Origin of the sequence: Streptomyces sp. NPDC096012 (assembly GCF_040426375.1) — a bacterium.
In the GTDB taxonomy this organism is placed as follows: Bacteria; Actinomycetota; Actinomycetes; order Streptomycetales; family Streptomycetaceae; genus Streptomyces.
Window position 1 is genome coordinate 1 of sequence record NZ_JBEOTD010000070.1, and the last position, 19497, is coordinate 19497.

Genomic DNA, 19497 nt, shown 5'->3' on the forward strand with positions numbered 1-19497 from the left:
GGCCCGCCGTTTCGCGGGCCGCACCCCGAGGAGCACACTCGGCGCGTCCGTCAGCCGCCCACGTGCCAGCTGAAGCCGCCGTTGTGCGCGGCGACGGCGAACAGCACCAGCCACAGGACCACGTCGACGATGCCGAGGACGATGCCCGCCTTCGCCATGCCCGCGCCGTTCTTGACCGCCGCCTGACGCCGGGCGACGGCGCCGAAGACGATGGCCAGCGGACCCAGGACGATGTTCAGGATGAACAGGCCCACGATGCCGCAGCACAGGCTCGCGACCGCCAGGCCATTGGTGCGCGAACGGGAAGAAGCGGCAGAGGAACTGCCGTAACTCGTCATGACTGCCCCCAGGTTGACGGTTGTCGGGCCGAAAGTCCCTGTTTCTTCTTGGCTTTCGCTTGACCGACCGGATGCCCTCTTCCCGCGCATCCATGTCGGCGGGACCTGGGTGGGTTTCAGCGCCGGCGCCGTTGATCGCGGAGCCGGGGGAGCGGGACCGGCTGATTCTGCATCTGCGTTTCGTGGAGGAGTGCACGCGGGCGCAGATCGGTGAGCGGCTGGGTGTGCCGCAGATGCATGTCTCGTGTCTGCTGTCCCGCACGCTGAAGCGGCTGCGTGAAGGGCTCCTCACCGGCCACTGACCCCCGCCCGCCGACAGAGCCCGCCGCACCCGCGGCGGGCTTCTTCGCGTGGACCGGCGCCGACTGCGGGCGTCGCTCGCGGCGGTCCCGTCGCGCCTCCGGTCCCCGGGCAACCGCTGCTCGGCGTCAGGAAACGGCTGGGCGCCCGTGTCGTCGTCCGTCACTCGAACGGAGTAAGCCGTATGGCGCACGGTTGCGGCCGCGCGGAGGCTCGGAAGGGCCCGTGTTTCCGGCGCCCGCCGGACCGGGGGACCAAGGGACCCGGACGACCGGGGAGGCCCGGAGGAACCGGGGAGGCCGCCGGGACCGGGGAGAGCCAGGGAAGCGGAAAGGAAAACGCCATGAGCCAGCACGCAGCGAGGCCCACCGGGCCGGACCCCTCGGGCGGCACGTGGCCGCCGCGTCAGCCGGCCGCCCACGGTGGGGGCTGGGCGGCAGGCGGAGTCGTCTTCGCCGGAGTCCTGATGCTGTGCACCGGCATCCTCTCCATCCTGCAGGGGATCGCCGCCGTCGCCAGGGACGACGTCTACACCCGCATCGGCGCGTACGTCTACAAGCTGAACCTGACCGGCTGGGGCACGATCCACATCATCATCGGAGCCCTGGTGCTGGTGACCGGTATCGGCCTGCTCAAGGACATGGCCTGGGCCCGATTCGCGGGTATCTTCCTCGTGTCGCTCAGTCTGATCGTGCAGTTCCTCTTCCTGCCGTACTCGCCCCTGTGGTCGCTCATCATGATGGCGATCGACGTCTTCGTCATCTGGGCCCTGGCGACCCGTCAGGAAGCCGCGAGCGCGGTCGCCGACAGCCGCTCGGGCGTGTGAGCGGCGGGCCGGCCGCCGAACGACGGTGAACCGCGGACCGAGGCCCGGCACACCGCGTGCGGTGGACGCCGGGCCTCGGTCGTCCCGTCGGCGCGGAGGGTGCGGCCCCCGAAGTGGCCCACCCCCGCCGCATCAGGAGGTGGCGGCGCCGGTCGACTCGGCCCCGACCGCCCGTCCCGGCGCGGCCGTCGAGCGGGCCCGGCCGCTCGCCGGGTGATCGGGCGAGTTCCCGCCCGTCCGGCGGCAACCGCACGGGGCTTCGGGCCGCTCTCCTCGACGACCGTGTGCGCCCGGCCCGCGCGCCGTCGGGAGCCGCCGTCCGGTCAGGTGGTGGGGGCGAGGGTGCGGAAGTAGTGGCCTTCGTCCAGGTCGGCGAGGAGGCCGGGCCCGGTCGGCTCCCAGCCCAGCAGTTCGCGGGTCAGGACGCTGGACGCCTGGACGTCGAGGCCGACGAAGGCGCTCAGCCAGGTGAAGTGCTCGCCGGCCGCCTCAGGGGGCACGGAGGCGACGGGGACGTCCAGATGACGCCCGATCACCTCGGCGACGTCGCGCAACGCGACGCCCTCTTCGGCGACACCGTGCAGCACCGCTCCCGCTGGGGCCTTCTCGACGGCCAGGCGGAACAACCGGGCCGCGTCGAGTCGATGGACGGCCGGCCAGCGGTTGGCGCCGTCGCCGACATGACCGGAGACACCCCGGTCGCGGGCGATCGCGACCAGGGTCGCCATGAAGCCCTGATCCCCTTCGCCGTGGCAGGTCGGGGAGAGCCGCACCACCGACGACCGCACGCCTCGCGCGGCGAGCGCGAGCACCGCCTCGGCGGTGGCCGCCCGGATCGAGAGGGGTGAGCCGTCGACGACGGGCATGACCCGCTCGGTCGCCACCTGCCCGGGGGCCAGGCCCGCCAGGCCGGAGGCGAGCACGAAGGGACGGCCGCTGCCGGCCAGGGCTTCGCCGAAGGTGTCGACGGCCCGGCGGTCGGCCTCGGCGGCGCCCCGGAAGTCACCGCCGAAGGCGATGTCGTGCTTGAAGGCGAGGTGGATCACGCCGTCCGACGCACCGGCCGTGTCGCGCAGCAGGGCGAGGTCGTCGAGCGTGCCGCGAACGGCCTCCGCACCGGCCGCGGTGAGCGCGGCGGCCGAGGTGTCGGAGCGCGCCAGCCCGACGACCTGGTGCCCCGCCCCGATGAGCTCGGGAACGACCGCGGAACCGATCCAGCCGGACGCGCCGGTCACGAAGATGCGCATGGGAGAACCCCAGACTGTTGATGTCAGTTACTGTCATCGACTCTACCTCTGATGTCAGAGACTGTCATCACGTAAGATCGGCGCATGGGCAGATGGGAGCCGAACGCGCGCGAGCGCCTGGCGACGGCCGCGCTGGATCTGTACAGCGAGCGCGGTTACGAGCAGACCACCGTGGCGGAGATCGCCGGACGGGCGGGGCTCACCGAGCGGACCTTCTACCGGCACTACGCCGACAAACGCGAGGTGCTCTTCGCCGGCTCGGCAGAGCTGCAGGAACTGTTCGCGCGAGCGGTGGCCGGCGCCCCGCAGGCCACGGCGCCGCTGGACGCCCTGCTGGTGGGCCTCGACGCGGTCTCCGAGGCGTTCACCGACCGGCGCGACTTCGCCCGCAAGCGGCACGCCGTGATCCTCGCGAATCCGGAACTCCGGGAACGCGAGCTGATCAAGCTCGCCTCGATGGCGGCCGCGATCGCCGGCGCCCTGCGCGAACGCGGTGTCGCCGAGCCCGCCGCCGGCCTGGCCGCCGAGGCGGGGGTGGCCGTCTTCAAGATCGGGTTCGAACGGTGGATCGCGGCGGCCGAGCGGCGCACGCTGCCGCACCTGCTGCGCGACTCGCTGGACGAACTGAAGGCCGTCGCGACCGGGGGCTGACGCGCAACGCCTCGGACGAGGCCTACGGCCGCCATCGGGACACCAGCCCGACGCGGGTCGGGTCAGGCCCCCGCCGGGTCGCAGGAGGGGGAGACCGCCGGGGCGGGGCGGGCGCGGCGTTCGGGACGCCAGGTGGCGACGAGGGCGGCGGCGAGGAGGAGTTCGGCGATGTCGCCGCCGTAGTACATGATCTCCGCGCCGCCCTGGACCTGCGGGATGGGCGCGTGCACGTCGACCCAGAATCCGCCGTACATCAACTGCGCCACGACCGAGTGCGCGGCGATGGCGCAGCCGAGGCAGATCAGCCGGGCCCGCACCCCGAGGCGGCGCGGGGCGGGATCGGGACCCGCGACGGCATGGGCGAACAGGCAGCCCGACAGCAGGAAGTGCGCGTGCAGCAGCCGGTGTCCGGCCGGACGGGCCATGGCGAAGTCGTACAGCGGCGTGAAGTAGAGGACCGCGAGACTCCCCGTGGACAGCAGCAGAGCGACGGCCGGTTGGGCCAGGAGCCTGGCCGGGCGGCTGTGCAGGACCAGGGTCAGACGCCGGGCGCGGGCCGCCGGAAGGGCGCGCAGCACGAGGGTGACCGGGGCCCCGAGAACGAGAGCGAGCGGGGCGTACATCCCGACGAGCAGGTGCTGGGCCATGTGTCCGCGGAAGTCGCCGTGCGCGAACGGCGCGAAGGGCGGCAGCAGCGCCACGGCCAGGAGGAACAGCCCCGTGAGGAAGGAGGCACCGCGCCAGGCGCTCCAGGCCCGCACCGGGTTGCGCCGCCGTGCTCTGTGTGCCAGGAACAGGTAGCCACCGGCGCAGACCAGCAGGGTCACCGCCGGCAGCGCGATCTCCAGCGCGCTGCCGTCCGGGGAGTGCTGCATGTGGCGCATGTGCTCCATGTGCTGGGGGCCCGTCCCCATCAGGCGACGTGCCCCGCTCGCCCGGCGCCGGGGGCCGCCGGATCGATCGGCCGGCCGCCTCGCTGCAGGAGCAGGCCGCCCACCACCAGCAGCGCCCCGAGGAGCAGGAAGGCCATGTCCCACCACAGCTGGTGCGGCCCGCCGTGGACATGGTGGATACCCAGGATCTGGTGGTCGAGGATGCCCTCGACGAGGTTGAAGATGCCCCAGCCGGCCAGGATCCAGCCCCACAGGACCCGCGAGGTCCACACCCGGCGCCGCTCGGTCGTCACCCGCGCGTAGAGGATCGCCAGACCGGTCAGGACGGCGAGCCAGCACACCGTGTGGAAGACGCCGTCCCAGACGGTGTTCATCTCGAGGCCGGAGACGGTGTGCGGGTCGTAGTACTTCACACCGATGTGATCATGGTTGGTACTGGTGAGCATGTGATGCCACTGCAGGAGCTGGTGCAGCAGAATGCCGTCGACGAATCCGCCCAGGCCGACCCCCAGGACGATCCCGGGCAACTGCAGGCTCTTCGGCGCGGTTTCGGCCCTGGTCGCACTCACGCTGGTTGTCATGACCCTCGTCTCCATCGGCGGCAGCCGTCCCCTCTCAGGAATTACCAGTTCCCCCGTCCCACCGCCGCACCAACCTCGGCCATATGCGGACGGCCCGCGGACCGCCGGAACCGCCGCAGCCGCGCCACCCGGGCGGGGGCCGCCGTTGCGATATGCGGACGCGAACGGGGTAAGCGGAACCGCGACGGGTGGACGAACCGGCACGAGGAGTTCCTGATGACCGACGACGCATACCTGTTTCTCGTGGCGGACCCGGCCACGCCGCTGGGCGTGCCACCGACCGCCGTCGGCGAACCGGCCTGCATGCAGACGTCCGCGGTGCGCGCGTGGCTGAGCGCGCAGGACGTGCCGGCGACGTCCCCGCGGCTTCGGCTGGTGCCTCCGGAGGCCACCGGGGCCATCCCCGGGAACGCCGAGCGGCTGCCTGTGCCGTTGAGCGACGAGGAGCTGAGCCGCCTGCGCCACCAGACGGCTCCGGAGGCGGCGGCCGCGGTCGAGAAGGAGCTGCTCGCCTACCGGAACTGCACGGACGGCCGTGAGGAACTGCTCGCGCGAGCACTTGCCGCGGGCGTCGCACCGCACCGTATCGCCGAACTCACCGGCGAGGACCCGGCCGCGGTGACGGCGGCCGCCGGGCGCTGAGGAACGCCGCCGGCGCCATGAGGTCGACACGGCGGCCGCGATGGCGCAGGGTTCACCTCATGCCCTATTCCGTCGTGCCGTTGCCCGTCGGCTACCGGAGCCGCCCCGCGACCACCGCCGAGGCGCCCGCGGTTCACCGCCTGGTCGGCGACTGCGAACGGGAGCTGCTCGGCCGCGTGGTCACCGGCTTCGATCGCGTCGCCGCCGACCTCAGCCTGTCGGACCAGCAACCGGAATCCGACTCGGTACTCCTGCGCGACCATGAGGGGGAGACGGCCGGCTGGGGCTGGGTCAGGGGACGCCGGGCCCAGGTCCACGTACACCCCGGCCACCGGGGGCACGGGCTCGGCCGTTCGCTCCTCGGCTGGGCCGAGACCCGGGCCGGGCAACTGGGGGCCGACCGGCTGTCCCAGTCGATCTCCGACAGCGACCGCCCGGCCACCGCGCTCCTGCGGTCCAGCGGCTACTTCCCGCTCGTCACCGAGTGGCTCCTGACGATCGCGCTGCCCGCCGGGACGCAGGCGCCCGAGCCGTCGGCGGGCATCACCGTACGGCCCTTCCGCCCCGGCGACGAACAAGCGGCGTACCAGGTCACCGAGGACGCTTTCGACGAGTGGCAGCAGCGGCGCAGGACCTACGCGGAGTGGGCCCGCCTCACCGTCGAGCGGCCCACGTTCGCACCGGCCGCCTCACCCCTGGCCTTCGCCGGCGGCCAGTTGGTCGGTGTGGTGCTCTCGTCGGACGAACCCGGCGCCGACGACGGCCATATCGAGCGGGTCGCCGTCCGGCGTGACCACCGCAACCGGGGGATCGCCCGCATGCTGCTGCGGGAGGCGTTTAGTACCTTCCAGTACCGGGGCAAGCGGACCTGCACCCTGTGGACGCACACGGACACGGGGGCGCTGTCGCTCTACGAAGGGATCGGCATGACGGTCCAGCGCAGTTCGACGGTCTACACCAAGGTCCTCGCAGAGCCGGGACACACCGCGTGACCGGCCCAGCCGACGACCCGGCCGATGAGGCCGACCGAGCCGGCCGATCCCACCAGGCCTGCCGGGCGGCCCACCCTTCGGAAGCCGCCCAGGACGGCCAGGCCGCCGAAGCCGGCCGAAACGGCCAGACGGATCAGGCTGATCAGGCCGGCCCGGACGCCGCCCGCCGTGGCGCCTGCCGGCCCCGGTCCTACCTGCATCCCCTCCGCTAGCCGGAGCCGCTGCCTCCGCCCGCGCCCGGCGGGGGCTTCGCCGTACGTCCGCCCCCGACCACGTCCACCACGTCGCCCACCCGCAGCCGCCCGTACAGCCTCTTCGCATCCTTGGGGCCCAGGGCGATCCAGCCGCTCGTCGCGTCGTAACGGCCGATGGCCGCGGTGTTGTAGTACATCGCGCCGAGGAAGGTGCTGCGGCCGTCCTTCCCGCGGAGTTCGACCACCCACGGGACGGTGACGGTGTAGGGGCCTTCGAGCCCCACCGCCTCGCCCACGAGCGCCCTGGACGCCTTCAGGGCGGTCACCGTCATCCGTCCGGTCGGCGTCGGATGGCCTGACTTCCCGGCCGAGACGGGGAGTCGGCGGCCGTCGACGGTGAGCACCCGCCGGGCGAGGTCCACCGTGGCGAGGGGTGCCCGCGGCGTACCGGTGGGCGTCCCGGCCGCAGCGGACGAGCGGTGCTCGGCGTCGGATCCGGTGAGGCCGTGCAGCAGCGTCGCTCCCAGGGCGGCCGCGGCGGAGGCACCGGCCACCACGGCGACCGTGCGGCGACGACGCCGGCGGGCGCCCGCGCGGCGGCGGATCTCCGTACCGGGGACGGAAGGCGCGGACTGCCCGGACTCGGCCACCGCGCGCAGTCCGGTGGCGAGATCATCGGGCACGGTCGTCCTCCCTCTCCTTCTCCCCGTCGTCGGCGGCCAGTTCGCGGGCCAGCGCCGCCCGGCCACGGGACAGTCTGGCCTTGACCGTCCCCGGCGGAGCACCGGTCTCGGAGGCTACCTGCTCCACGCTCAGGTCGCACAGATGATGCAGGACCAGGGCCATGCGCTGCGCCTCGGGCAGCCTGCGCAGGGCGGCCACCAGGGCGGCCCGATCCGGATCCGGACCGGGTGTGTGTTCCGGCGGCGGCGTACGGCGCACCACTTCGAGCCGGCGCCGCGCCCGGCGCCGGCGGCTGACCGCGAGCCGCATCGCCACCGTCCTGATCCAGGCCTCGGGCGCCCCGTCGGCGAGGAAGTCCGCGCGCCGGTCCCAGGCGCGGACGAACGCCTCCTGCACCATGTCCTGCGCCTCGGCGTGGTCCCCGGTGAACGAGTAGAGCTGGCCGGTCAGCCGCGGGAACGCGGACGGGGCGTCGTCGTCGGGCCGTCAGCGGGCCGACCGTTGGGCCGCGACGATCGCGTCCATGGTCGACTCGGCCCCGGCCAGCCGCTGCACCCGTTCCGCGAAACCCGGGAACTGAGACGCGATCTTGGTGAGGAAGCGCAACTCGATGGGCGCGACGTTGATTTCGGCGACATCGCGTTCGACGGCCCGCGTCACGCCCTCGACCACCTGCCGCGGCGAAACGGTCCGGACCCGGCCGGGCGTCCTTGCCCCCGTGTTCGCGAACATGCCCGCGTCGCGTACGAAGCCCGGCTGGACGATCGAGACGCCGACACCCGTGCCGTGCAGATCCTGGCGGAAGGCCAGCGAGAAGCCACGCAGCCCGAACTTCGACGCGTTGTACAAGGACGAGGACCTGGTGGCCGCCATCCCGGACAGCGACCCGACGAAGCAGATGTGCCCGCGCCGGGCGTCCACCATGCCCGGTGCCAGCAGCCGCGCGAGCATCGCGGGTGCCCGCAGGTTCACCGCGAGCGCCCGATCGATCTGGGCCGGGGTGTAGTCGAGCACGTCGCCGCTGGAGGGCAGGGCCGCGTTGGCGATCAGTATCTCGGTGCCGGCCGCCTCCTCGGCGAGGCGCGCCACGTCGTCGGGGTCGGCGAGATCGGCCAGGACGGTTCGCGCGCCGTAGCGGTCGGCGAGCGGGTCCAGTGCCTCCCGGCGCCGTCCGGTGAGCACGAGGTGAGCACCGCGAGCGGACAGTTCGGCGGCGAGTGCGCTGCCGACGCCGCCGGTCACCCCGGTGAGCAGAACAGTTGCCCCAGCTATGTGCACGGCCGTCCCTCCTTCCCGTTCGTTCGAACGAACAATAGGGAGGGCGGGCAACCTTGTCCACCACCGCCGCCGACGGGTGGCCACGGCCAGCAAGGGCCCACGACCGCATCCGCTGCACACGACCGCTGATGGAACAATGACGGACATGCCGAACGCCGCCGCCCCCGCACCGATGCGCCAGCGCATCATCACCGCCGTCCTGCGGATCATCGGCGAGGACGGGGTCGCGGCGGTCACCAACCGGCGGATCGCCAAGGAGGCCGGGGTGTCGCTCGGCTCCGTCACCTACCACTTCGAGACCCAGCACGATCTGCTGCGCGAGAGCCTGCTGTACTTCGTCCGCGAGGAGGCCCGGTACTTCACCGAGCTCGCCGACCAGTGCCGGACCGAGGGCATGGACATCGAGGACGCGGCGTCCCTGGCCGGACAGGTCGCCTGCGGAGCGGCCCTCGACAGCGCCCGTCTCGCCCCGTTCGAGCTGTACCTCCAGGCCGGACGCGACGAGCGGCTGCGGGAGTCGGCGGCGGAGGCGTTCCGGGCCTACGACCTCCTCGCCGCGCAGGTCCTCACCGCGCTCGGCGTCCCGGACGCGGAGCGCCTGGCCGCCACCACGGTCGCCCTGGTGATGGGCATGCAGCTCAGGCGGCTGGCCACGGGCAGCCCGGTGGACGACCTGGTCGACGCGCTCCTGCTTGTCGTGCGCGGCGCCGCCGGGAGGTAGCCCGGGCCGCGGCCCGCCGCCGTCACGGATCGGACGGCTCTCCTCGGTCCGGCGGGGTGCCGGGGCCGGCGGCCGGGGCCGCCGTGCTCCGGCGCTCGCCGTGCCGCCTCACCCCAGCCGACGGCACAGCAGCGCGGCCGGGCCCGGGCTGCTGCCGAACCGGGTGGTGAAGGCGATGCCGGCGGCGTACTCGTCGACATCGCACTGGCCCTTGTAGGCGCCCTGGGCGAACTCACCGCCACCGGCGCCGGCCGGGCGGTTGTCGGACCGGTCGAACCAGACGGTCCGAGCGGTGCCGCCCAGTGGGCTCCGGCCCGGTGCGCACAGCGCCGACGACACACGTCCGCCCCGTTCGCCGTAGCCGACGAGGAAACCGCCCGCGGGGCACTGCAGCTTGGTGTACCCGGAGGCCCAGTCGCCGCCGGCCGGGACGTACCGTTCGTCGGTGACCACGCTCTGGCCCCCGGACGGGGCCCGCAGGTCGCCGGCGCCGCCGTCGGTGCACAGCCCGCGGCCACCGGTGTGGGCGAGGCCGACGAGCCGCAGCCCGTCGGGGCAGGCGGCCTTGTACGCCCCCGGATCCCAGTCTCCCGCAGCCCGTACGCGTACCGACGCCACCGCGTCACCGTGGTCGACGGACAGCATCCGCCAGACGGGAACCGCCGGCACGGGACCGGTTTTGCCCGGCGCCGTCACGAGGTGCCGCCATGCCGTACCGCGCCAGTCGCCCGCGTCGAGGATGCCGGAGCGGTGCCCCGACCCGTCGTAGCGCAGCAGTGCCCAATCGTCGTGGCCCGCGTAGCCGACGAGCGGCCAGAAGGCGAAGTCGGCGTCCCGGTCGGCGAGATGGTCGGTGAAGTCGGTGAACCACGCGCGCGCGGCCGGGTTCGTCTCACCGGCCCCGATTCCGAACTCGCTGACCCAGAGGGGCGCGGTGTAGTGCCTGCCGGTCTCCTCGACGAAGAACGCCTCTTCCTCCAGCGCCGCGTACAACTGGTCCCGGCCGAGGTCCTGGTAGCGGGGGTCGTGGGTCTCACCGATACCGGTGGCGCCGCTGTGGTGGGGGCCGGTGTATCCGTAGAAGTGAGCGGAGTAGACCAGCTTGTGCGGGTCGACGAGGGTGTGGGACAGGGTCCGGGCGGGAGTGAGGACGGGACGGCCGTGCGGCAGCCCGTCCGCGGGGATGCCGGTCCAGTTGATGCCCTCGATGACGATGAGCAGGCGGGGGTCGGCCTCGGTGAGGATGCGGTCGGCGGCGGACAGGGCGGCGCTGTACCAGTCGTGCGCGTCACCGAGGCCCCAGTTGGGGTCGTCCAGTACGTCGCGGCGCACCTCGTTGTACAGGTCCGCCCCGACCACGCCCGGTACGGAGGCGTAGCGGCGGGCCATGAAGACCCAGTCGTCGGTCCACTGCTGGGTGGACTGCCCGCTGTTCCAGCGCTCGTTGCCGTCGACGCCGCAACACCAGCGAGAGGAGTTGGTGTGGTTGTTGAGGATCACGGCGAACCCACTCCGGCTGAGCGCGTCGACCACGGCGTCGTAGACCTCCAGCGGTGTCCTGCCCCGCAGGCCGGGGTTGGCGGCCACGGCGGCGTCGGGGACCGGGGCCGTGCTGTGGATCATCTCGTTGGAGAACGGGAGGCGGATCGTGTTGAGACCCAACTGCCTAAAATCGTCCATGAGTTGGGGTAAGGGAGTGCGGTCGAGGCCCAGCGGGATGCCGTGGGAGTCCTGTCCGGCGTGATGGTTGGCGGGGTCCCCGGCGCTGCCGTTCCCCGTCCAGGACCCTTGTGCTCCGTCCCAGTTGGCACCCTTCAGCCGGAAGCGATGGCCCTCGGCGTCGACGATGTAGCGGCCCTGGGTGGACAGGGGCGGAGACCAGCCGGCGGACGCGGTGACGCCGGCGCCGTGCGGCACGGGGGCCGCGGGCGGTGTGGCGGCGCCCGCCGCGGTGGAGGATGCGGCGAGGAGCAGGAGCCCCGCGGCAGCGACGGCAAGGCGCTGGGCGACAGGTGCGATCGGCATGGAGGCGGCCCTCGGGTGTGGGGTGGGGGGTTCAGGAGGTGACCGGAGCGACCCCGCCCCGGCTGAGCGGAGTGTCCACCACCGCGCCCGGCGAGGGAAGCCCTCAGATCCCCTCGACTCGGATGCGCACTTCGCGTCCTTCGTGTGCCGTCCGCATCCGGATACGGCCTCACCCGGCCCCCGATCGACCCCGGCCCCGACGCCCCCGAACCCCGACGACTCCCGATCCCCGGCGCCCGCCCCCGAGGATCGCCGTGGACGGCTCGGCCGCCCACGGGCAACGCGATCCGAACGGCCGTCAGGTGGCCGTCCTCGTGAAGTGGGTGACGGGGCGCTCCAGGCGTTCGCCGTCCACGGTGATGTCGACCGCCTCGTTGTAGAAGGCGAGGAGCCCCTTGACATGGGCCACCGCGGGCAGCGGGTCGGGGTAGCTCCACACGAGGTGGGGCGGCACGTCCGCGTCGCCTTGCCAGGACCAGTACGCGGCGGTGCCCTTGTAGGGACAGCCGGTGTGGTGGTCGGTGGGGGTGAGCAGGTCGAGACGGACGTCCTCGCGGGGGACGTAGTAGCGGGTGGGCAGGCCCGTCTCGAAGAGGAGGACCGGGCGACGGGTGTCGGCGACGACCGTGCCCTCGATCTCGACCCTCACATGCCGGCTGCTGGGGATGGCGTCGACCCGTTTGTGCGGGTCGCGCGGGTGGACGAAGATCTCCTCTTCCTCCTCGTACCAGTGGTCGAGGCCCTTGCCGGTGCGCCGGAACCACTCGAAGGCGATGTGACCGGCCAGGTCGTCGGCGGCGAACGTCCAGGCGGCGTTCGGCAGCGGCTCGCCGTCGATCTCCAGGTCGTAGAAGACCGTGGACCCGGTGTGGGCGCCGGTGGGCGGGTTCTCCGCCGGGCGCAGCAGGTCGGCGCGGACCTCCTCGCGCGGGAAGGCGTACACCGGCACGGGGACGCCCGGCTCCCACACGAGGACGGGGTGACGGCTGTCGACGACGGTGACCTCGCCCTTACGCCCCCTGACCCAGCGCTCACTGGGCTCCCAGAGCAGTCCCTGCGGGGTGCGGCGCACCGACCCGGCGGTGTCGAGTGCGGTCATGTCCGGTTCTCCCTCCCTCACCGGTCGGGGCGCCGGCCGGCCGGCGTGCCGGGCCGGGTCCGGGCTCCGGGCACCGTCGAGCGGTCGCCCGCGGGAACGCTCGTTCGCCGTCGGCGTGCCCCGGGCCCGGGCCCACGATCGCACGCCGGACGCCACCGGCACGCCGGTGACGGCGCGCCACACCGGCCGGGAACGGAGGCGGACTGCTCAGCTCCCACCGGGCCCCACGCCCGACTCGGCTCGTCGCGCCGCCCCCGTGCCGGCTTCGTCGCGCGCTGCCCGGCCCGGGTCATGCCGTCGTCACCGCTGCCCCGGACCACTGCCCCGGCCGGTAGTCGCCGGCGGGCTGCAGGGTGATGACGTTCAACCGGTTCCAGGCGTTCATGACGGCGATGAGGGACAGCAGGGCGGCGAGCTGGTCCTCGTCGAAGTGCTTGGCGGCGTGGGCCCACACCTCGTCGTCGACACCGCCTGCGGCGTCCGCGATGCGGGTGCCCTGTTCGGCCAGGTCCAGGGCGGCCCGCTCGGCGTCGGTGAACACCGTGGCCTCGCGCCAGGCGGCGACCAGGTTGAGCCGCACCGACGTCTCACCGGCGTGCTCGGCGTCTTTCGTGTGCATGTCGATGCAGCGGGCGCAGCCGTTGATCTGGCTGACGCGGATCTCCACGAGGTGCCGTGTCGCCGTCGGCAGCGTCGAGTCCCACACGGCCTTGCTCGCCGAGAGCAGGTACTTCGTGACCTTGGATCCGACGGGGTTGCCGCGGTGATCGAAACGAGCGTCCATCCTGAACTCCTTGCCGTGTCGCCTGTCGCACCCGCTCGGTGGAGGACGGCCCGGTCGTCGGTGGCGGCCCGGAGACGATCCACGCCTCCCGCCGCCGCAGCCGGTCCTCCGAGGCCGGAACGCGTCGGGGTTGCGTACCGCCCGGATGTGCGTGCTCCGGCCGCCCGTGACGGCGAACGCGCACGTCGTCACGCACGCCGCCACGGCGACACCGGCTCGCGGGGCGAGCGGTCCGGGCCGGCCGATGATCGTCGGCTTCAGACTAGTGCCGCCCGGGTGACGGCGGCGCGGACGCGCCCGGCCCCCGTGCCCCCGTTCAGCCGGCCGGGGGAGGGAGAGGCGGTCGGCGCAGAGCTTCCGCGGCTCCACCGGTGGCCGATCGCGTGACGTCCGCTGTGCGGGGGCGTAGCGTCCCGGTATGAGCGGGGTCGGGTGCGTCCGGCGCGGGCGGATGACTCCGGCGCGGGCGCAGCGCGTATCACGGGCGGACGATCCGGGTACGGGTGCCGGCTCCGCCGGCCTGGAGGTGCCCCGTGACCGGAACCGGTGACCCGCCCGCCGCCGCGGACACGGACGCGCGGGACGCCGCCTTCGCGGAGACCGTGCGCCGCACGGGCGCGTCCATCGGCGCCCTGTACCTCCTCGACCCCGACGGGCGGCGGTTGTCGCTCGACGTGATGTACGGGGCGCCGGCCGACTTCGCGGCGCCGTGGGCGACGGTTCCGGTGACCGCTCCGGCGCCGGTGGCCGAGGCGGTGCGCGAGGACCGCATGGTATGGGTCGGCAGCCAGGAGGAGCTGGCCCGCAGCTATCCGCGCACCGCGACGGTGCTGCCGTACCCGTTGGCGATGGCCGCCGCACCGGTCACCGGGGTGCGCAGGTGGGGTGTGCTGCTCCTGATGTGGCCGGCCGCCCGTCCGCCGTACATGACCACGCGCGAGCGCGGGCACATCGCGTCCAGCTGCGGGCGGCTGGCCAGACTGCTCGAGGAAGCCGTGGAGACCGGCACGCTCCCCGCCCCCGGCGACCGGCCTCGGGCACTTCCCGCGGGAACGGGTCGCCGCCCGGCGGGCGCGCAGATGGCCGCCGCCGACCTGATCGAGCGGCTGCCCGGCGGCAGCTGCGCGCTGGACCTCGAAGGGCGCTTCAGCTACCTCAGCTCGGGCGCCTGCGACCTGCTGGGCCGCCACGCCGGCGCGTTGCTGGGCACCCTCCCGTGGCAGTCGCTGCGCTGGCTCGACGACCCGGCCTGCGAGGACAGCTATCGGGCGGCCGTGATCAGCCGGGAGCCCGTCGCCTTCACGGCCTGCCGCCCGCCGGACCTGTGGCTCGACTTCCACATGTTCCCGGACGCCAGCGGCATCAGCGTCCGGATCGTGCCCCACGGGGCCGAGGACACGCCCGTCCCGGCCTCCCGTCACACCGCCACACCGGCCCGCGCCGGCCGGCTCCACCAGCTCACGCACCTCGCCGCGGCGCTGACCGAGGTCGTCAGCGTGCGGGACGTCATCGATCTGGTCGCCGACCAGATCATGCCCGCGTTCGAGGCTCAGTCCCTGGTCCTGTCCAGCGCCGAGGGCGGCCGCCTGCGGATCACCGGGTACCGCGGCTACGCCCCCGACGCCATCGAGCGTCTCGACGGCCTTCCCGTCGACACCGCCCTGACCCCGGCCGGGCGGGTCCTCGCCACTGGCATCCCGGCGTTCTTCCGCGATCCGGAGGAGATGCGGCGCGTCCACCCCGCGGCCGTGCCGATGAGCGGAAAGCAGGCCTGGGCGTTCCTGCCCCTGATCGTCTCCGGCCGTCCGGTCGGCTGCTGCGTCCTGTCCTACGACCAGCCGCACACCTTCCCGGCCGAGGACCGTGCCGTCCTCACCTCGCTCGCCGGCCTCGTCGCCCAGGCCCTGGACCGGGCGCGCCTGTACGACACCAAACACGGCCTCGCCCACGACCTGCAGCAGGCACTGCTCCCGCGTGCCCTGCCCGGCGTCACCGGCCTGCGGGTGGCCGCCCGCTATCTGCCCGCCACCCGGGGCATGGACATCGGCGGGGACTTCTACGACCTGATTCCCCTCGACGACCAGGTCGCCGCCGCCGTCATCGGCGACGTCCAGGGCCACGACGCCGCCGCGGCCGCCCTCATGGGACAGGTGCGCACCGCCGTCCACGCCCACGCCACCGCCGGCACGACGCCGGACCGGGTGCTCTCGGCGACCAACCGGCTCCTCATCGATCTCGGCACCGACCTGTTCACCAGCTGCCTCTACGCCCATCTCGATCTTCCGGGCCGGTCCGCGACGCTGGCCAGCGCCGGGCACCCGCCGCCGGTCATGCGGGTACCCGGCCACGGCACCGGACCCCTCGACGTGCCGCCGGGACCGCTCCTGGGCATCGTCCCGGACGCCGCCTTTCCCCTCACGGAGATCCCGCTCACCCCCGGCCTTCTGCTCGCCTTCTACACCGATGGCCTCATCGAGACGCCGGGAGTCGACCTCGACGACGCCATCGCCGGCCTCGCGCGCCGCCTCGCCCACGCCGACGAGCGGGACCTGGAAGGGCTCATCGACACCCTGGTGGGACAGGCGGGTTCGACAGGCCAGCGCGCCGACGACATCGCACTGCTCGTCCTGCACCACGCGGCGACCCGGTGAGCGTGAGGTCCTGCCGGCTGCGAAGTCCCTCCGCCCGCCGGTGACCTGACGCGGGCGACACCCGGCCACCACCCCCGGGACGTGCGTTCGCCCCGGCGGAACGGGGTGCGTCGCGCCAGGGCGAACGACGAGCGGGTCAGCGGGTGAAGGTGACCCGGTGCTCCTTCAGCGTGCCGCAGTTGGACCCGGACACCTGCACGGACACCTTGTCGATGTTGCCGCCCCAGTCGACGCAGTGGCCCTTGCCGTAGACGTAGGTCGGTCCGGCGTACGACGTGTACCGCCCGTAGTCCTCGTCACCCTGGTCGGTGTCGGTGAGGTAGATCCAGGCGGACATGGCCACGGCGGTACCCGGGTTGCTGCGGATGGTCGCGACGCAGTTCTTGCCGTTGGCGGAGTTGTACGTCAGGTACACGCTGCCGAGCGAGCCGACCGCTGCCGAGTTGACGGTCTTGTAGGCGCTCCCGCAGACCTTCTGCGGTGTGGTGCTGGGCGCGGCGGAGGCCGGCGACGCCAGGGCGGTCGCGGTGCCCAGGGACAGGGCCGCCAACGCGGAGGCGGCCACGACGGAACGGGTGTATCGCATATTTCCCCCTTGAGAGATTTGCAGGTACTTGCTCCTGTCTGGTGTGACCTGCGAGTCGCCGAAAGGGTTGCGCCCCGCGGAGCAGGACGCGCGAAGAAAAGACTGGTCCAACCAGTTGACCAGTCGACCCGGTCCGGCCACCCTGATCGCCATGACTCAGGGACAGATCCGGCGCGAGGCGGTCTCCGACCAGCTCTTCGCCCTTCTGCGCGACAGGATCCTCGGCGGGGCGCTGCCCCCGGGCTCCGCACTCACCTCGGAACGGGACCTGGCGGCCGAGTTCGGGGTGAACCGGCATGCCGTCCGTGAGGCCGTCAAGCGGCTTCAGCAGGCGCGGCTGATCGAAGTCAGCCACGGCGGCCGCACCCTCGTCCAGGACTGGCGGCACACCGCCGGCCTCGACCTCGCCGTGGGGATCGCCGCGGCGGACGGCGGCCCCGCGCTGGACGACCTCGCCCGTGACGCCCTGGAGATGCGGGCGTGCATCGGCGCCGACGCGGCCCGGCTGTGCGCGCTGCGGTGCTCCGAACGCACCGCCCTGGACATCGCCGAGGCCGCCGGCCGGTACGCGCGCGTCGGCCCCGACCTGGCCGAGCTGGGCGAGGCGGACATCGCCTGGTGGCGGCTGATCGTGGAGGGCTCGGGGAACGTGGCCTATCTGCTGGCCTTCAACAGCCTGGCGGGCGGAACGCTGCCGGTCGCCGTGCCCGACGATCTGCGCACCGCCGAACTCCTCGACGTGGAGGCCCGTCTGCGGCTCGCCTCCCGCATCGCGGACCGCGACGCCGGCGCCGCCGAACGGCTCGCGCGCGAGCTGCTGACCCGCAGTGTGCCCGCCGCACCCCGGAAAGACGGTGCGCTGGCATGATCCCTGCCGTCGTCTACGCCATACCGGCGTTCGTGCTCCTGATCGTCGTCGAGGCCGTCTCGTACCGCTTCCTCCCGGACGACGAGGAACGCGGCTACGAGGTGCGCGACACCGTGACCAGCATGTCCATGGGCGCCGGCAGCCAGGTCGTCGCGGTGCCGTGGAAGGCGGCGACGATCGTGCTGTACGCGGCCGTCTTCACCGTCGTCCCCTGGCACCTCTCCGCGTCCTCCGGGTGGACCTGGGTGCTGCTCTTCTTCGCCGACGACCTGGCGTACTACGCCTTCCACCGCGCCCACCACCGGGTGCGGGTGCTCTGGGCGAGCCATGTGGTCCACCACTCCAGCCTCCGCTTCAACCTCTCCACCGCCCTGCGGCAGAGCTGGACACCGATGACGGGCCTGCCCTTCTGGCTGCCGCTCGCCCTGCTCGGCATCCCGCCCTGGATGATCCTGCTGCAACAGGCCGTCAGCCTCGTCTACCAGTTCTTCCTGCACACCGAACGCGTCGACAAGCTGTGGCGGCCGGTCGAGTGGGTGTTCAACACGCCGTCCCACCATCGCGTCCACCACGGCTCGAACCGCGTGTACCTGGACCGCAACTACGGCGGCATCCTCATCGTCTGGGACCGCCTCCTCGGGACCTTCGAACCCGAGGGGGAACGCGCGGTCTACGGCCTGACGAAGAACATCGGGACCCACAACCCGCTTCGGGTGGCGTTCCACGAGTACGCGGCCGCCTGGCGCGACGTACGGGCGGCGCGGCGCTGGCGCGACCGTGCGGGATACCTGTTCGGGCCGCCCGGCTGGGCGCCCGCCGCGGCGCCGCCGGCCACGGCGGGGCGTCCGGGCTGAGGGCGGTTCACCGAGGTGCTCGTGGCGCCGCCGGCCACAGCACAGCGTCACGGGGTGAGCGGCGGTTCACCGATGCGGTCGTGGCGCCGCCGGCCACAGCACAGCGTCACGGGGTGAGCGGCGGTTCACCGAGGCGGTCGCGGCGCCGCCGGTCACAGCGGGGGTCCGGGTGAGGGGCGGTTCACCGAGGCGCTGTCCGGCGGGGTGGTGCACGGCGTCGGCGCTCGCGGGCGCGATGCCGGCCGGACCCACCTCGCCGGCGTCCTCGGTCAACGGCCCGCTGCGGGACCCCGACGGCCCCTGGACGTGCACGGCGGCGTCGAGCGTGCGGCGGGCCGGTCGTCCGCCGCGTGACGGTGATCCCGGCCTGACGCCCCGAGGCGGTGCCGGACGGGTCAAGAAGTGAACGCGCCGCCGGAGACGTCACCGGTCGAGCGGTCGGGGTTCGAACGGACCCCGCGTCGGCGCCTCAACTCCCGTGAATCGGCGTTCAGTTGTTGACGCCCGGGGATGCGGCGGATACAACCCGGAGAGAGCGCTCTCACGCCTGCAGCTCCCCCCCGCATGCCACCCCGGCTTCCGGAGACCCCATGCAGACCACCATCAGCGCACTCGCCCGCAGACCGGCCCGCCTCCGCACGGCACTCGGCCTGGTCGTCGTCCTCCTCGCCGCCTGTATCGCCGTCCTGACGCCGTCGCCCGCGCATGCCGCCGACCAGTTGCTGTCCCAGGGGAGGCCCGCCACGGCATCCTCGACCGAGAGCGGGGCCTTCCCGGCGACCGCGGCGGTCGACGGCAACACCGGCACCCGCTGGTCCTCGGCCTTCACCGACCCCCAGTGGCTGCAGGTGGACCTCGGCTTCACCGCCTACGCCCAGTCCGCCGGCGTCGACGCGGCGACCTCGGACATCTTCGGCTGCGCCGCCTCCCTGGCCGGCAACCCCGGCATGTGCGCCGCCCTCAACCGGCACGTGTCCACGCTGCCCGCCTCCCAGCAGGCCGACCCGTCCCAGTACTACACAGCGGCTCCCGCGAACTACTACGCCAAGTTCTGGCACGACAACGACATCAACCACCTCGCCTACGGGTTCCCCTACGACGACGTGGCGGGCCAGTCCTCCTTCATCTCCCACGGCAACCCGCAGTGGCTGCTGGTCGCCGTCGGCTGGTAGGCGGCCTGGTGTCACGCGGGTGACGACCGCACACACCTGACCGCCCCCGCGCGGTCCCCGGCCGCCCCCCCCGCCGGGGCGGGGGGGGGCGGGGGCCGGGGGGCGCGGCGC

20 protein-coding genes and 1 pseudogene are annotated in these 19497 nt (G+C 73.3%); 10 read left to right on the forward strand and 11 right to left on the reverse strand.

Going from position 1 to position 19497, the window contains the following annotated elements; genetic code table 11:
- Positions 1-50 precede the first annotated feature (50 nt).
- Positions 51-338 (reverse strand): DUF4190 domain-containing protein, encoded by a 288-nt coding sequence (locus tag ABVB68_RS35535; RefSeq protein WP_353605351.1) that lies wholly within the window; start codon positions 336-338, stop codon positions 51-53.
- Positions 339-457: 119 nt separating this feature from the next.
- Here ABVB68_RS35535 and ABVB68_RS35540 point away from each other — a divergent pair.
- Together ABVB68_RS35540 and ABVB68_RS35545 are read left to right on the forward strand one after the other, a co-directional pair.
- A pseudogene (locus tag ABVB68_RS35540) lies at positions 458-640 on the forward strand (sigma factor-like helix-turn-helix DNA-binding protein); the annotation flags it as partial.
- A gap of 341 nt (positions 641-981) precedes the next feature.
- On the forward strand, positions 982-1464 hold the full coding sequence (locus ABVB68_RS35545) for a DUF7144 family membrane protein (protein WP_353605352.1): 483 nt from the start codon (positions 982-984) through the stop codon (positions 1462-1464).
- A gap of 323 nt (positions 1465-1787) precedes the next feature.
- Here the strand turns inward: ABVB68_RS35545 and ABVB68_RS35550 are convergent, their stop codons facing one another.
- Positions 1788-2711 (reverse strand): SDR family oxidoreductase, encoded by a 924-nt coding sequence (locus ABVB68_RS35550; RefSeq protein ID WP_353605353.1) that lies wholly within the window; start codon positions 2709-2711, stop codon positions 1788-1790.
- An 84-nt stretch (positions 2712-2795) separates the two neighbouring features.
- On the opposite strand from ABVB68_RS35550, the gene ABVB68_RS35555 reads away from it, so the two are divergent.
- Positions 2796-3362, forward strand: coding sequence for a TetR/AcrR family transcriptional regulator (locus ABVB68_RS35555; protein ID WP_353605354.1), 567 nt, complete (start codon positions 2796-2798; stop codon positions 3360-3362).
- 62 nt (positions 3363-3424) lie between these two features.
- Here the strand turns inward: ABVB68_RS35555 and ABVB68_RS35560 are convergent, their stop codons facing one another.
- Positions 3425-4237, reverse strand: coding sequence for a cytochrome c oxidase assembly protein (locus ABVB68_RS35560; RefSeq protein ID WP_503006540.1), 813 nt, complete (start codon positions 4235-4237; stop codon positions 3425-3427).
- 38 nt (positions 4238-4275) lie between these two features.
- Positions 4276-4836: a DUF2243 domain-containing protein gene (locus ABVB68_RS35565; protein WP_353605356.1), complete on the reverse strand. Its 561-nt coding sequence runs from the start codon at positions 4834-4836 to the stop codon at positions 4276-4278.
- Between the two features lie 216 nt (positions 4837-5052).
- On the opposite strand from ABVB68_RS35565, the gene ABVB68_RS35570 reads away from it, so the two are divergent.
- Positions 5053-5478, forward strand: coding sequence for a DUF6003 family protein (locus ABVB68_RS35570; protein ID WP_353605357.1), 426 nt, complete (start codon positions 5053-5055; stop codon positions 5476-5478).
- Positions 5479-5537: 59 nt separating this feature from the next.
- On the forward strand, positions 5538-6470 hold the full coding sequence (locus ABVB68_RS35575; RefSeq protein ID WP_353605358.1) for a GNAT family N-acetyltransferase: 933 nt from the start codon (positions 5538-5540) through the stop codon (positions 6468-6470).
- Positions 6471-6678: 208 nt separating this feature from the next.
- Here the strand turns inward: ABVB68_RS35575 and ABVB68_RS35580 are convergent, their stop codons facing one another.
- Genes ABVB68_RS35580 through ABVB68_RS35590 form a run of 3 tightly spaced genes read right to left on the reverse strand, consistent with a single transcriptional unit; the run spans position 6679 to position 8626 of the window.
- Entirely contained in the window at positions 6679-7347 is a 669-nt protein-coding gene (locus ABVB68_RS35580) for a L,D-transpeptidase (protein ID WP_353605359.1), read from the reverse strand.
- Complete coding sequence (locus tag ABVB68_RS35585) at positions 7337-7798, reverse strand: SigE family RNA polymerase sigma factor (RefSeq protein ID WP_353605370.1); 462 nt, start codon at positions 7796-7798, stop codon at positions 7337-7339. The genes ABVB68_RS35580 and ABVB68_RS35585 overlap by 11 nt, the downstream gene beginning before the upstream one ends.
- A gap of 36 nt (positions 7799-7834) precedes the next feature.
- Positions 7835-8626, reverse strand: a complete 792-nt coding sequence (locus ABVB68_RS35590) for an SDR family NAD(P)-dependent oxidoreductase (RefSeq protein WP_353605360.1) — start codon at positions 8624-8626, stop codon at positions 7835-7837.
- A gap of 145 nt (positions 8627-8771) precedes the next feature.
- On the opposite strand from ABVB68_RS35590, the gene ABVB68_RS35595 reads away from it, so the two are divergent.
- Complete coding sequence (locus ABVB68_RS35595; RefSeq protein WP_353605361.1) at positions 8772-9347, forward strand: TetR/AcrR family transcriptional regulator; 576 nt, start codon at positions 8772-8774, stop codon at positions 9345-9347.
- Positions 9348-9455: 108 nt separating this feature from the next.
- Here the strand turns inward: ABVB68_RS35595 and ABVB68_RS35600 are convergent, their stop codons facing one another.
- The 3 genes from ABVB68_RS35600 to ABVB68_RS35610 all read right to left on the reverse strand — a co-directional run bounded on the left by ABVB68_RS35600 (position 9456) and on the right by ABVB68_RS35610 (position 13255).
- On the reverse strand, positions 9456-11372 hold the full coding sequence (locus ABVB68_RS35600) for a glycoside hydrolase family 5 protein (RefSeq protein ID WP_353605362.1): 1917 nt from the start codon (positions 11370-11372) through the stop codon (positions 9456-9458).
- A 298-nt stretch (positions 11373-11670) separates the two neighbouring features.
- On the reverse strand, positions 11671-12471 hold the full coding sequence (locus ABVB68_RS35605; RefSeq protein ID WP_353605363.1) for a DUF427 domain-containing protein: 801 nt from the start codon (positions 12469-12471) through the stop codon (positions 11671-11673).
- Positions 12472-12760: 289 nt separating this feature from the next.
- Positions 12761-13255, reverse strand: a complete 495-nt coding sequence (locus ABVB68_RS35610; RefSeq protein WP_353605364.1) for a carboxymuconolactone decarboxylase family protein — start codon at positions 13253-13255, stop codon at positions 12761-12763.
- A gap of 533 nt (positions 13256-13788) precedes the next feature.
- Between ABVB68_RS35610 and ABVB68_RS35615 the strand changes: the two genes are divergently transcribed.
- Positions 13789-15906, forward strand: a complete 2118-nt coding sequence (locus ABVB68_RS35615) for a SpoIIE family protein phosphatase (RefSeq protein ID WP_353605365.1) — start codon at positions 13789-13791, stop codon at positions 15904-15906.
- Positions 15907-16042: 136 nt separating this feature from the next.
- Here ABVB68_RS35615 and ABVB68_RS35620 read toward each other — a convergent pair whose 3' ends face one another.
- Positions 16043-16492, reverse strand: coding sequence for a spore-associated protein (locus ABVB68_RS35620; RefSeq protein ID WP_353605366.1), 450 nt, complete (start codon positions 16490-16492; stop codon positions 16043-16045).
- A gap of 151 nt (positions 16493-16643) precedes the next feature.
- Here ABVB68_RS35620 and ABVB68_RS35625 point away from each other — a divergent pair, with 151 nt between their 5' ends.
- The 3 genes from ABVB68_RS35625 (at position 16644) to ABVB68_RS35635 (ending at position 19386) form a co-directional block, all read left to right on the forward strand.
- Positions 16644-17360, forward strand: coding sequence for a FadR/GntR family transcriptional regulator (locus ABVB68_RS35625; protein ID WP_353605367.1), 717 nt, complete (start codon positions 16644-16646; stop codon positions 17358-17360).
- Positions 17357-18214, forward strand: a complete 858-nt coding sequence (locus ABVB68_RS35630; protein WP_353605368.1) for a sterol desaturase family protein — start codon at positions 17357-17359, stop codon at positions 18212-18214. The genes ABVB68_RS35625 and ABVB68_RS35630 overlap by 4 nt, the downstream gene beginning before the upstream one ends.
- A 590-nt stretch (positions 18215-18804) precedes the next feature.
- Positions 18805-19386: a beta-1,3-glucanase family protein gene (locus ABVB68_RS35635; protein ID WP_353605369.1), complete on the forward strand. Its 582-nt coding sequence runs from the start codon at positions 18805-18807 to the stop codon at positions 19384-19386.
- Positions 19387-19497 lie beyond the last annotated feature (111 nt).